General features: G+C 56.8%; 11 protein-coding genes. 9 read left to right on the top strand and 2 right to left on the bottom strand.

All coding sequences use genetic code 11. The features are described 5' to 3' along the window. Positions 1–70: 70 nt before the first annotated feature. Positions 71–469, bottom strand: coding sequence for a hypothetical protein (locus B5D61_RS09730; RefSeq protein ID WP_078813147.1), 399 nt, complete (start codon positions 467–469; stop codon positions 71–73). Between the two features lie 178 nt (positions 470–647). On the opposite strand from B5D61_RS09730, the gene gap reads away from it, so the two are divergent. From gap to B5D61_RS09695, 7 genes are all read left to right on the top strand, one after another. Then, entirely contained in the window at positions 648–1697 is a 1050-nt protein-coding gene (gene gap, locus B5D61_RS09725; protein WP_078813146.1) for a type I glyceraldehyde-3-phosphate dehydrogenase, read from the top strand. Positions 1698–2097: 400 nt separating this feature from the next. Next, positions 2098–3267: an MFS transporter gene (locus B5D61_RS09720; protein ID WP_078813145.1), complete on the top strand. Its 1170-nt coding sequence runs from the start codon at positions 2098–2100 to the stop codon at positions 3265–3267. An 80-nt stretch (positions 3268–3347) separates the two neighbouring features. Then, on the top strand, positions 3348–4088 hold the full coding sequence (locus B5D61_RS09715) for a (Fe-S)-binding protein (RefSeq protein WP_078813311.1): 741 nt from the start codon (positions 3348–3350) through the stop codon (positions 4086–4088). A 4-nt stretch (positions 4089–4092) separates the two neighbouring features. Beyond that, positions 4093–4470: a hypothetical protein gene (locus B5D61_RS09710; RefSeq protein WP_078813144.1), complete on the top strand. Its 378-nt coding sequence runs from the start codon at positions 4093–4095 to the stop codon at positions 4468–4470. A gap of 17 nt (positions 4471–4487) precedes the next feature. After that, the gene (locus B5D61_RS09705; protein WP_078813143.1) at positions 4488–5900 is read left to right on the top strand and encodes a lactate utilization protein B; all 1413 of its coding nucleotides are present in this window, start codon (positions 4488–4490) and stop codon (positions 5898–5900) included. Beyond that, entirely contained in the window at positions 5897–6496 is a 600-nt protein-coding gene (locus B5D61_RS09700) for a LutC/YkgG family protein (RefSeq protein WP_078813142.1), read from the top strand. The genes B5D61_RS09705 and B5D61_RS09700 overlap by 4 nt, the downstream gene beginning before the upstream one ends. Next, the gene (locus B5D61_RS09695) at positions 6496–7335 is read left to right on the top strand and encodes an AraC family transcriptional regulator (RefSeq protein WP_078813141.1); all 840 of its coding nucleotides are present in this window, start codon (positions 6496–6498) and stop codon (positions 7333–7335) included. Before B5D61_RS09700 ends, B5D61_RS09695 begins: the two co-directional genes overlap by 1 nt. 4 nt (positions 7336–7339) lie before the next feature. On the opposite strand, the gene B5D61_RS09690 is transcribed toward B5D61_RS09695, so the two are convergent. Then, positions 7340–8062 carry a phosphatase PAP2 family protein gene (locus B5D61_RS09690; RefSeq protein ID WP_078813140.1) on the bottom strand — a complete coding sequence of 241 codons (723 nt, stop codon included), beginning with the start codon at positions 8060–8062 and terminating at the stop codon, positions 7340–7342. A 174-nt stretch (positions 8063–8236) separates the two neighbouring features. Here B5D61_RS09690 and B5D61_RS09685 point away from each other — a divergent pair, with 174 nt between their 5' ends. After that, the gene (locus B5D61_RS09685) at positions 8237–12331 is read left to right on the top strand and encodes a DUF7133 domain-containing protein (RefSeq protein WP_078813139.1); all 4095 of its coding nucleotides are present in this window, start codon (positions 8237–8239) and stop codon (positions 12329–12331) included. Positions 12332–12467: 136 nt separating this feature from the next. After that, positions 12468–13679: a nucleoside monophosphate kinase gene (locus B5D61_RS09680; RefSeq protein WP_078813138.1), complete on the top strand. Its 1212-nt coding sequence runs from the start codon at positions 12468–12470 to the stop codon at positions 13677–13679. Positions 13680–13693 lie beyond the last annotated feature (14 nt).

The raw sequence follows: 13693 nt of genomic DNA, 5'->3' as shown, positions 1-13693 counted from the left end.
TGTATCGAGTAAGCTCCATTTTCATGACCGGAAACCAAACGTAGCCGTCAAATCTGATCTTTCCCGCCGCTCAGTGCCCTTTCGAATTCAACCCTCGTGCTTTCTCAGCACGATAAACGGCAAATACGGATCGCACCCAGACAAAGCTCAGAAACCCAAGTCCGACTAGCCACTCAGGATTTTGGAAACGAAGCATCGGCAAAGCAGCTAACCATCCTAGGAGGCTAAGAACCCCACCAAACATAGCCAACAGTGCAGATGGAAAACGGGCTCCCAGCACCCAAAAAGACCCCAGGGTATAAATGCCACCCAGGCCCGCAAAAAGGCCAAAGTAAAGGTCAAACTCTCGAAACAAAAAGAGCAAAGCCGCCCACACGACGGTGAACAAGGCCCATACGGCAATCGCCATAGCAAAACAGATCCTGGCCAACACAATCTCATTCAATGGCGGTGATTCGATGAAGTTCATGCTCCCATTCCTGCGGATTTCTCCTCCAGAAAGGATCAATCGGAACAGCCTATTTTTACCCCCCCCCGCCCCTTCCCTGGCGTAACCGCCAGTTGACGCCCCCCCTTCCCTGCACTATCCAGAATCTCCGGCGCGCTTTCTGCTGCGACGGGCATTCGTAAATCCCACTCACACTCAAATGGTCAAAATCGGCATCAATGGTTTCGGGCGCATCGGCCGCCTCGTGTTTCGCGCAATCTGTGATCAGGGCCTCCTGGGCAAGGAGATCGAAGTCGTCGCCGTGAACGACCTCGTGCCTGCTGACAACCTGGCCTACCTGGTCAAGTATGACTCCACTCAGGGGAAAGCGAAGGAAGAAGTTTCCTCCAAGAAGAGCAGCCCTGAACTGGCTGAAGACGACATCCTGGTCGTGGACGGTCATGAGATCAAGTGCCTCGCCGTGCGTGCGGGTCCTTCCGCCCTGCCATGGAAAGAACTCGGCGTGGACATCGTCATCGAGTCCACCGGTCTCTTCACCGAGCGCAGCAAGGCTCAGGGTCACATCGACGCTGGCGCTAAGAAAGTCATCATCTCCGCTCCTGGTAAGGAAGAGGACATCACCATCGTCATGGGCGTGAACCATGAGAAGTATGATCCTGCCACTCACCACGTGATCTCCAACGCTTCCTGCACCACCAACTGCTTGGCTCCTGTCGTGCACGTGTTGCTGAAAGAAGGTTTCGGCGTGGAAGAAGGTCTGATGACCACCATCCACAGCTACACCGCCACCCAGAAGACCGTGGACGGCCCAAGCGCCAAAGACTGGAAAGGTGGCCGCTCCGCCGCCATCAACATCATCCCAAGCAGCACTGGCGCCGCCAAGGCTGTGGGTCTGGCGATCCCTGAAGTGAAGGGCAAGCTGACCGGTATGTCCTTCCGCGTGCCAACCCCAACCGTCTCCGTGGTGGACCTCACCGTGAAGACCGTGAAGGAAACCAGCTACAAGGAAATCAGCGCGGCTATGAAGAACGCCAGCGAGACCTACCTCAAGGGTATCCTGGGCTGGACCAAGGACGAAGTGGTCAGCACCGACTTCATCCACGACTCCAGCAGTTCCGTCTTCGACGCGGGTTCCGGCATCGAGCTGAACAGCAAGTTCTTCAAACTGGTGTCCTGGTATGACAACGAGTGGGGTTACTCCAACCGCGTCGTTGACCTAGTGAAATACATCGTGAGCAAAGGCCTGTAATTCTTTAGAACACAGCACCCCTTTCAAACCCACAACGGGCCGGCTCGCGAGAGTCCGGCCCGTTTTTTGTATTTGGAGCGCACGCGTCTCGCGTGCTGTCTTTGGCGTCCCGCCGAAGACCGTCCAATCAATCACCGAAACCACTCTCAAATCCACCTCACTCAACGGTTTCCTGCGAGGATGCAGGAAACAGTAGGCGAGACGCCTGCGCTCCATTCCCCCCTTCCAATCCCATGAACACATCCCCCATGACTAACAAACTCCGCATCAATCCTCTCGTCCATACCAACTCCACCAAACGACAGGGCTTTTCCACCCTCCCGCCGTTACCGCCTTCATCACCTTCTTAGTTTGTTAGACCACCGCTGCGCGTGCGGTGCCTGCTCGACGCGCACCAACCATGTTCCCCTATCTCGCGCAACTTCGCACCTTACCCAGGCCTTTTTGGATTCTCATCGGGGCCACCTTCGTGAATCGGTTCGGGCTTTTCGTCTGGCCCTTCCTCACCATCTTCATCACCCGCAATGGCAACACCGCCACCGAAGCGGGTCTAGCAGTCGCGGCTTACTCCACCGGCTCTTTTGGGGCCGCTATTCTCGGAGGATGGCTGGCTGACCGTCTCGGGCGCAACATCACGCTCGCCTTAGCCTCCTTCGGCAGCGCCGTCTGCATGATGACCTTGTCTCAAGCCAGCGATTGGAGGGTGCTGTCGGTCATCGCTTTCGCCACCGGTCTCATCGGCGAATCCGGACAACCTGCGGGTAGTGCCTTGATTCAAGACCTCGTCCCCACAGACAAACGCGTTTTGGCCTTTGCTGTGCATCGCTTCGCCGTGAATCTCGGCTGGTCCGTAGGCCCTGCTGTGGCGGGTTTACTCGCCGAGAGTTCGTTTTTCTGGCTCTTCGTCGTGGATGCCGCCACCTCGGCTTTCTTCGGCATGATCGCCTGGACGAGCCTTCCTCGTGGTAGGCGCACAGAAGCCCATAAGGCGGGCTGGAGACCTGCCCTGGTCTCCATTCGGCAAAATCCATCCTTTCTCGCCTTAGCCGCCGCGTGCCTCTGTGTCGCGTGGGTCTTCAGACAAACCTCCACCAGCTTCCCGCTGCACTTTGAGCGTAGCGGTTTACCCATGACGTGGTGCGGGCTCGTGCTGGCCATGAATGGCCTCATGATCTGTCTGCTGGAAATCCCTCTCGCCTCCTTCACGCGAGTCTGGCCCGTGAAGACGATGCTCGGCCTCGGCTATGTGCTCATGGGGGGCGCGTTTCTGTTTTTCCAGGTGGGAGGCAGCTTACTGATCTTCATCGTCATGATGATCGTCTTCACGCTGGGGGAAATGTGCTCCTTCTCCCGCCAGCAAGCTTATGCAGCCAGCCTCGCCCCTGAAGATATGCGGGGACGGTATGCGGGCTTCTTGAGCTTTGCGTGGTCAGCGGGTGGCATCGTCACCTCGGTGCTATCCATGCAGCTTTATGAAATCAATCCTGGTTGGCTTTGGTTCATCACCGCAGGTCTTGGCATCACGGCCGCACTGCTCATCTCCCGATCCGGTCGTTCAGAGCAAACTTGAGTGCATGTGCATTTCAGTCATGACAGCGTGCGTGCTGCCTTGCTAGGCTCACGCACGCTTTGGCGTAAATGTCTGATCGCATGACTCTGGGCCTGTTCATTCCCTGCTACATTGACCAACTCTACCCGCAAGTGGGTAAGGCCACATGGAAGCTGTTGACGGAGCTCGGTTATCAAGTGGCCGTGCCAGAACGCCCGTCATGCTGTGGGCAACCGATGGCCAACTCCGGCTATGCTCACCTGGGGGCGGGCTGCGTCACGGACTTCGCCCTGGAGTATGCTCGATTCGATCACATCGTCAGCCCATCGGGCAGTTGTGTGCTGCACCTCAAAGAGAGGCTGGAAGCGCAGCACTCTCCCCTCGCTCATCGGGTGCATGAGCTGTGTGAGTTCCTGCATGACATCGTCCAAGTGAAGTCTCTACCCACACGCTTTCCTCATCGGGTTGGTTTGCATCAGAGCTGCCATGGCCTGCGCGGGCTGGGGCTTGGGCGAGCCAGTGAGTGCATAGTGCCTGCCTTCTCCAAACCCGCACAGCTTCTCCAAATGGTGTCTGAGTTGGAACTCGTGCCGCTGGATCGCTGCGATGAATGCTGTGGCTTTGGCGGCACTTTCTCAGTCTTTGAAAGCGATGTCTCTACGTCCATGGGCCGCGACCGCATCCACGATCACATCCGCAACGGTGCCGAGGTCATCACCAGTGCCGACATGTCCTGCCTCATGCACCTCGGTGGACTGCTAGCCCGCGAAGCTCCACAGGTGAAAGTGATGCACATCGCGGAAATCTTGGCAGGCACGGAATGCTTATCTCACCTCTCTTAGCACCATGTACATTAAACTGCTCGTTCAGTGTGTCTTTGTCAGTGGGGCGGTGGGCTTTGCCTTCGTTGTTCTGAGCTTTCTCGCCTTTGATTCAGCACTACGCAAGCTTGCCCAGCACCACCCCGAACGCTGGATTAAGCTTGGTAAACCCATTGGATTTTTTTGGCAACCTAAGATGCCATTCAAAACCGTGAGCGGCTCAGTCGCCCGAACCAATCTTTACAATCAATGGATTCATCGACCATTGATCGATCTTGTCGCAGAAGACCTTCCAATCAACGAGCTCACTCGTATGAGGCGATTTTCAAGGATAAGCACCTTCTCCTCGGCTGGTTTTTTGGCCCTCTTATTGGCATCGATCGCGGTCGTTTTAATTAGCTAATCATATTTGCTTCACCCATGAATCATCCTTCCGCAGCCCGAGATTTCCTGCGCGATCCTGAGCGTGCGGCGTGGCATGATCAGACGCTGTGGATGGTGCGGAGCAAGCGTGACCGCATGGCTGCGCGAGTTCCAGAATGGGAGCAGCTCCGCGAAGCGGCCTCGCAGATCAAAAAACACACGCTGGCTCATCTCGCGGATTACTTGGAAGAGTTTGCCGACAAAGCCGAAGCCAACGGCATTCACGTGCATTGGGCTGCGGATGGGGATGAGCATAATCGCATCGTCCACAGCATCCTGAAGCGACACCACGTAAACAAGCTCGTGAAGAGCAAATCCATGCTCACGGAGGAATGCCACCTCAATCCCTACCTTCAGCAGCATGGCATCGAGGTGATTGATACCGATCTGGGCGAGCGCATCGTGCAGCTTCAGCAGAAATCACCGAGCCACATCGTCATGCCCGCCATTCATTTGAAGCGGGCCGAGGTAGGGGAAGTTTTTCATGAGCATCTAGGCACCTCCGCAGGCCTCGATGATGCCCAGCAACTCACCGAAGCCGCGCGCCAGCATTTGCGCAGTCACTTCCTCACGGCCGATGCAGCGCTGACGGGCGTGAACTTTGCCGTGGCGGAAACAGGCGGCTTTGTGGTCTGCACCAATGAAGGCAATGCCGATATGGGAGCGCATCTCGCCCCGGTCCACATCGCCTGCATGGGCATCGAAAAGATCATCCCCAAACAAAAAGACCTGGGTGTGTTTCTCCGCCTGCTTGCACGCAGTGCCACCGGTCAACCCAGCACCGTCTTCAGTTCGCATTTCCTCAAGCCTCGTCTGGGTCAGGAAATGCATCTGGTGCTGGTGGACAACGGACGCAGCCGACAGCTCGCACGCCCCGACTTTCACCAATCCCTGGCCTGCATTCGTTGTGCGGCTTGTTTCAATACCTGCCCGGTGTATCGGCGCAGTGGCGGTTACAGTTACAGCTACTTCATCGCCGGCCCGATCGGCAGCATCCTCGCGCCGAATGTGGATAAAGCCGCCCACAGCAGCATGCCCTTTGCCTCAACCCTCTGCGGTTCATGCTCGAATGTCTGCCCGGTCAAAATTGACATCCACACGCAACTCCTGAAATGGCGGCAGGAGATCAGCCAAGCCGGGCTCCAGCCTGCGTGGAAAACCCTGTCCATGCAGGTCATGGCGTGGATCATCCAACGCCCGCTTCTCTTCCGCTTCAGCGGCTGGCTAGCCCGCAAGGGACTCCCGCTCGCCAACCTGCTGAAGCTGGACCCCTGGACTCAACACCGAGATCTTCCCGAGCCACCTCAAGAGTCTTTCAGGCACTGGTATAACAACCAATCGAACAAGACTCCTGTTAATTCTGAAAATCGTGTTAATCCTGTCCCAAAAGGACCCACGCCCACCCCATGAGTCGAACCACCATTCTCCATGCCGTGCGTCAGGCTCAAGATGTGAGGGCACACCGCCATCCTCCTCATGAGGTCAAGACGACTCCAAGCTTTGATCTCAACACTACCCCCTCCTTAGCTGAATTCATCGCCACACTGGATCTGATCGGCGCTCAAGTCATCCGAGGTCGCAGCTTCTCCGAAGCCGCCGCGTGGCTGAGTGAAAACGTGCCTGCGCAGGCCTCCACCGCCTCACGAGTGGTCGAGCTTCCCGGCACCGTGGATCTCTCTGCCATCCACGATCCGCACCTGCTGGATGGCATTCATACGGCGATCCTCCCGGCACGCTTTGGCGTGTGTGAAAATGGAGCGGTCTGGCTGGATGAAACGGAGCTCGGCCCGCATCGTGTTCTCCCCTTCATCGCCGAGCACCTCTTCCTTGTTTTAAAGGCACGGGAACTTGTTTCCACCATGCACCAAGCTTACCAACGCATCGGCTCCATCGAGACGGGCTTCGGCCTGTTCCTGGCAGGTCCATCGAAGACCGCCGATATCGAACAATGCCTCGTCATCGGTGCCCATGGCGCACGCGGGGCCACGGTTTTCATCCTCGATTGATGACCACGCCCCCTCCAGCTTTGATCGAAACCACCTGCGATGGTCCCAAGACCACACGCTGGGTCCTCGAGGCTGCCGATCACCCTGCCCTGAGCACGCACCGCATTGCCCGTCTTGGCATTGACGAGGCCGTGGCCCCTTACACTCGAGTGCGGCTCAATCCCAGCGGCAGCTTCATTATGATCTGCCTCCGCGGCCACGCCCAGGTCCTCCTGGATGGCCGCTGGCATCGTATCGGCCCAGGCACCGTCTGCATGGCTCCCCCACGAGTTCCCAACGCCTTCCAGGCACTGCCCGGCAAAGTCTGGCAGTTTCTCTGGGTGCGGTATGAGGAACCAGCATTCGTCACCCCCTTAGTCAGTGCAGCATCTCCCGTTCGCTTAAAGCTGGATGCCTCTCAACTGGAGCGCATTTGGTTAGGCTTACGCACCGAATGGGAAAGCACACGCGATGCGAAGGCCTTGCACCACTGGCTCGAACTTCTCCAGCATCATACCCGCCGCATGGCCGAACCCTGGCGACGCGATGAACGTCTGCGCCGACTCTGGGAAGAGGTGGAGTCACGCTTGGCAGAAGACTGGACCCTCGCCTCCCTGGCCCATGCTGCGCATGTCAGTGAAGAGCACTTCCGTCGGCTCTGCTGGAAAGAACTCGGTCGCAGTCCCATGGCCCATCTCACTGCCTTGCGCATTCGCTCCGCGCAGAACCTGCTTAGCAACACCCACGACAAGCAGGAAGTCATCGCTCAGCAGGTTGGCTATCGCAGCCCCATCGCCTTCTCCCGGGCTTTTCGTCGCTGGGCGGGCTGTCTCCCTTCGGATTATCGCAACCGAGGCTGAGCCCTCATTCGAGGTTTTCAGACTCTTTGGATTTGGGTTTTAACAGCAATGCGAGAAGTCCAAACGTCAGTGCCCACAAACCACCCACGATCCAACCCGCCAGCACATCCGTGGGCCAATGTACCCCGAGATAAACGCGACTGATCCCCACCCCGAGGGTGATGACGACCGATAATGTGATGATATAAAGCCGCACCCGAACCGAAGACTGTGTCCGTGCCAGCAGCACCCCCAACGTCAGGTAAACGAGAGCTGACATCATCGCATGACCGCTGGGAAAGCTCGCGCTCGATACCCAAACACCGTGAGGAACGAGGTCTGGACGCGGACGATCAAACAAGTTTTTCAAGCCGCTGGAAAGCATCATGCCACTGGTGATGGCCACGGCTGTCAGCAGTGCCAGTCGAGCCCTTCCTAACAGCAGCATCAGGCCCACCGAGGCGACGGTTAGCCCTGTGAGCAGAGCAAACCCACCCAAAGCCGTGACATCCCGTCCCATCTCCTCCAGCCATTTGGGGCCGATGGGGTCGGCTGGATCACCCGGCTCACGCATGGCCAAGAGAATCTTTTGATCATAGCTATGCTGTTCCTCTTCCCAGACACTCTCAGCCAGATCGATAAAGGCAAGTGACCCTGCCGCGAGGAGCAACAACGCCCCAGGGATGAGAGGCTCTTGATGCCATCGTTTGATTTGAGTCAGTAACAAAGAGGGAAGCTTAGCAATCATGCGGTCACAAAGGAATATCAGGCCATTGGCTCAGGGCAAACGGACCTTCTTTTGCCTATGGATTCGGAGGTCGCAGTCTCTTTGGCGGTCTGGGGTCGGGTGCATTTCAATCACCTAGGTGTGGACGCCCAATCGCGAATCTGATGAAATGATGTGCGTTAATGACTTATCACCATGCGCTTCATCGCTTCTTTTTTCATGCTCATCACTCTCGCCTCCATGGTGAGAGCCGAGAGCGTTTCTCTCTTTGATGGGAAAACCCTCGACGGTTGGGATTACGACCCCAGCATCTGGCGTGTGGAAGATGGCATGATCACAGGCGGGTCCACCACGGAAAAGATCAAGCAGAACTACTTCATCTGCACGAACCGGAGTTATCAAAACTTCGATCTCAAAATGAAGATCAAATGCAGTGGTGACCCAACCACGGGCCTGATCAACAGCGGCATCCAGATCCGCAGTCTGCGGGTACCAGGAGGGCATCACATGAGTGGGTATCAAGTGGACTGCGGCCAAGGCTGGTTTGGCAAGATCTACGATGAGTTTCGTCGAAACAAAGTCATTGCCGAACCTCTCGATGAAGCCGCTTTGGACAAGGCTGTGGATGTCTATGGCTGGAATGAATATCGCATCCGCGCGGAAGGCACACGCATCCAAGTCTGGATCAATGATGTGGCGGCCATTGATTACACGGAAACGGATTCGAACATCGCTCTCGATGGTCAGATCGGTCCTCAGGTTCATAGTGGCGGTGCCTGTTTGGTGCAGGTGAAAGACATCACACTGGAGGAACTACCACCGACTTCCCAAGCGCCCACGTGGAAATCCCTCGGTGGGGTTGAAGGCGCACGCAAGCTGGTCGCGCCACCACTAACACCAAAGCCGCAAGCCAGCAGCGCGCAGCCCAAACGAGACATCAGTTACAACAACATTCAAGGCACCCCTAGAACGGCCCAAGAACAACGGAAGCTCTTCCATCTCCCTGAAGGTTACGACATCGAACTGGTTGTTCAGGAGAGCGACGGACTGGGCAAATTCGTCAGTGTTTACTTTGACCAACGTGGGCGGATGTGGACGCAGACAGCCCTCGAGTATCCCGTGGATGCCAATGAAAACCCAGCGGCTGCTGAAGCCGTTTATGAGGGGCGCGGGAAGGACAAAGTCCTCGTTTATCCACGTGAGGCCTTGAACCAAAAGATTCCCTCAACTGGACTGACCGATCCGACGATCTTTGCCGAGGGTCTCGCCATCCCGCTCGGCATTCTGCCCTGGGGGAACGGGGACACGTGTTACATCCAGCACGGCCATGATCTCAAGCTCTTCAAAGACACGAATGGGGATGGTCAAGCCGACACTCATGAGGTGGTCCTAACAGGTTTCGGGGTGCAAGACTCCCATCTCTTCCCGCATCAATTCACCCGCGCCCCAGGTGGCTGGATCTGGATGGCTCAGGGCTTGTTCAATAACAGCCAGGTCCATAAACCCGGCAGCAATGAGATCGTGGATTACCCCAAGTGCGGCATGGCCCGCATGCGACCTGACGGCAGCCAATTCGAAGTCACCAGCGTGGGACCTAACAACATTTGGGGCTTAGCGATCACTGGCGAAGGCGAAGCGTTCATCCAGGAGGCCAACGACTATGGCTATCCCATCATGCCTTTCCATGAATACGCCTATTACCCAGGTGGGATGGAAGCCCTCAAAAAGAGCTACCAACCAGCGTTCCCCCCTCAAGCTGAGTTCCGCATGGGCGGCACTGGACTGAGTGGCCTAGCTCTGATTGAAAGCGGTCCCCTCCGAGATGCCAAGGCCGCCCATATCATGGCCGTGGCCAATCCGATCACCTCCAAGGTCCAAACTCTCGCCATGCATCGTGATGGTGCGTATTGGAAGCTCGAACAACTCCCCGACCTCATCACCTGCGATGATCCCTTTTTCCGCCCCGTGGGACTCACCAACGGCCCCGATGGCTGCATCTACATCGTGGATTGGTATAACAAAATCATCTCCCACAACGAAGTTCCCCGCTCGCACCCTGACCGGGACAAGACCCGAGGCCGCATCTGGAGGATCGTCCCGAAAAAAGCCTCAAGGCCCATCCCCGACTTCACTCAACTCAGCACCGATGCACTCATCCCGATGCTCGGACAAAAGCCCATTGGTCGAATGCACATGGCTTGGCAGACGTTAGCGGATCGAAAAGCATTGCCCGCCACTCATTGGGCTGTGTCTGACTATGCGGCTCCTGCCGCTACACGTCAGATCCGAGAGTATGCTGGCGAGCTTACTGAGGAAAACATGATCAAGCTTCTCGCCTTCGCCAAGCCTAGCCTCCCCGGCCCCTTAGCGCCCTCCTCACGCAGCAAGCAGTTACTGCCCATCCGTGAGGCTTATGATCGGGAGTTCGAACGTTTCCTTGTCCGCATGTTCTTGGAGAAACAGCCGGATGTCGTCGCTGCGTTTCTCGACTCAGAGGCGGCTTCGAAAGTCCCCCTTGAAGCACGTTTACTTGCGGCGTTAGCGCTTGAACCCAAAGCCAGCGCTGCACGCGTTGCGCGTCTCCTCCCGCTCTTGGATCGTTCCCCCAATGAAGAAGAACTCTTGCGTCTCGCTCAATTTCCCCATGAGGAAGGGGTGGCTCAGGCTTTGAGGCAACTTCTCACGCAGCCAAAATCGCAAGCAGTGGTGGCTGAAAAACTCCTGGCTCAACGCACCAAGTTAGACCCTTCTCAACTCGCGCCTTTTTTGACGGATGCCGCTCACGCCATGCTCCAGTCCAAAGAGGCTCGGTCCTTAGCTCTTCAACTCATCAGCGGTTTTCAGCTTCAGGGGCTTGAAGACGAATTGATCACCTGGGTCAAAAGCGCACCTGACGTCCCCCTGCTCCACACGCTGAGAGACCTTCGCAGCACCGAAGTCAAACTGTTTGCCAAGCTGGCTCAAGAGCCCCCAGACTCCGCCCTTCGGGACGCTGCCGTCGAGGCCTTGGCGGCCTCTAGTTCAGAAGAAGCAGGTGCGCAATTTTTGTCACTCTATCCTGCGTTAACGCCTGCTCAACGCCGAGGTGCCCTCAAAGCGCTTTCCAGTTCGAAATCGGGCGCGAAGACCGTGGTTCAAGGTCTCTTGGACGAGACACTTCCTCAGTCTGACCTTGAGGGTTCCACGGTTGAACGTCTGGCCATTGTGCTGGGAGATGATCCCCTCGTGACTCAGTTGCAGAAGAAGTTAGGCGGCGTGTTTCGGGACGTCTTGCTGCTGGATGGTCGCGATACCGCTTGGGTGGATAGCCAGATCCATCTTGAAGGCCCGTTTACCGTCGAAGCCTGGGTGCGTTTGTCCCCCGGCATCAGCAATGAAGACAGCCTTCTGGGCAGCCAAGGACAGATCGATCTCAATTTCTTCCGCTCCCAATTCCGGGTCTGGATCGGAGGGGGTGTGAACGACATCGTCACCTCGAAGAAACCGATGACGCCCGATCTCTGGACCCATCTAGCCGTGACTCGAGATGCGGAGGGTGTGTTCCGCCTCTATCAAAACGGTGAATTGGATGCCACCAGTTCCCGTCGGCACACCGGCCGTTTCGAAAACTGCAAGATCGGCTGGAGCGGCCCCCATCAAGGCACCTCGGGTGTGATCACTGAGTTTCGCGTTTGGAAGTCGGCTCGAAGTGCCACCGAGATTCGATCGACCTTTGATCGCTCTCTCGAAGCTGACGATGGCCACATCGCTTATCCGACCTCCAAGAGTCGCTTTAGCCTCGGTGCACGCCTCGCCAAAACGCTCGATACACCGCCCCTCCTGACTGAAGAACAAGCGCAGGCCTTGGAAACGAAGTTTGCCAAATACTCCGCTCTTACGACTCAAGGTAATGCCCAAGCTGGGAAGGCCCTCTCGGCCCTGTGCCTAGCCTGCCATCAGATCGGTAACACCGGAGGCCAGATCGGCCCCAACCTCAGCGGTGCTGGGGCCATGGGACTGGAGGCGGTGCTGCGCAATATCCTCACCCCCAATGCGGCCATGGAACCCGGTTATCGCATCTTCCGAATGGAGATGACCAATGGCGATCTGCTGGATGCCTTTTACGTCAATGAAGACACCCAGGCCTATGTGGTGCGTCAGCCTGGAATGGCAGATCGTCGCATCCCTAAAACCGGCGTGCGTCATACCCAATTCATCCGCCGCAGCCTCATGCCCGAAGGACTTCTGGATGGCCTACAGGACCAACAAGTGGCGGATTTGTTAGCGTATCTCATGACGCTGAAGGGCTAGGTTATCAAGGAGAGGGACTTGCAGCCTCAGCCCAAGGAGAGGGACTTGCCAAGTCCCTTCATCATTCCCGGCACTTGGCAAGTGCCGCTCCTTGAATCCGCTTGGCAAGTCCCTTCCCTTGGGATAATCCCACGGCATGCATCCCACCCCTGCCGAACCCTCACCCGTCAAATCCACCGCTCCGGCGGATCTGGAAATCAAGGATGCTCAGATCATCTTCAGCCAAGTCTGGAAAGAGCTGGAGGACGAATATGGACGCGAGAAACTGCGCTTCCCAAAAGAGCTCATTTTGCTCGGCGGTGCCCCCGGCGCGGGGAAAGGGACCAACACCGATTTCATTCGGAAACTCCGAGGCATCACGGCGGAACCCATCGTGGTGAGTGCGCTGCTCGACAGCCCTGAGGCTAAAAAACTCAAGTCCCAAGGCGGCATGGTGGGAGATCGAGAAGTGGTCAGCATTCTCATCCGCAAGCTGCTGGAACCTGAGCAACAGAATGGTGCCATCCTGGATGGATTCCCTCGCACCAAGGTTCAGGTGGAGTGTCTGAAATTGCTCTTCGATGAAATGATGCGGCTGCGCCGCGACTTCTCCGAAACCCCCGAAGCCTTCCATTTCAAGCAGCCCATCTTTCACATCATGGTGCTGTTCGTGGATGAGAGCGAAAGCATCGCTCGACAGCTCAAGCGCGGTCAGGAAGTGCTGGCTCACAATGAAGAGGTGCGCCGCTCCGGTCTAGGTGAACTCTGGGAGGAACGAGCGACGGACTTTGATCCCGCTCTGGCACGGAATCGTTACAAGGTCTTCAAAGAAAAGACCTATGATGCCTTGGTTTCCCTGAAGGAGATCTTCCACTATCACTTCATCAATGCCCAGGCCTCGCTGGAGCGGGTGCAGGAAAACATCGTTCGCGAACTCGAATACCAGAGCTCCCTTGAACTGGATCCCCGCACCTTCGACCTTCTGCGCAAGCTGCCGCTGGCCAGCGAGATCGTCCGTCATGCTCGCCAGGATCTGGTGCGGCGGTTGGATAGCTACAAGGTTGAGAAACCTGACCTGATGAACGCCGTGGTGACCTTCATCGAAGAAAAGATGATGCCCATCATCGTTCGCCACGCCATCTCAGGCCGGGCGGATATCAATTCGGAAGATGCTCTCTTTCACGATCCTCAGGCCCTGGCGATTTTGATCGATGTCTTCTCCGAGCGCGGTTTCCACGCAACCGTGGATCTCCATCACATTGAGATCCCTGAGAAGTTTGATCTCCAAACCGGTCAGATCCAGTGCCGGAAGAAAAAGGTCTTTCGCTTTGGCATCCGGTTCAAGGGATCAGAGATCCGTCGCGGATAACATGGGCCTCACGC

It is taken from the genome of Prosthecobacter debontii (assembly GCF_900167535.1).
GTDB lineage: Bacteria > Verrucomicrobiota > Verrucomicrobiia > Verrucomicrobiales > Verrucomicrobiaceae > Prosthecobacter > Prosthecobacter debontii.
Note: the sequence above shows the minus strand (reverse complement) of the source record. Positions and strands in the feature narration are given on the sequence as shown.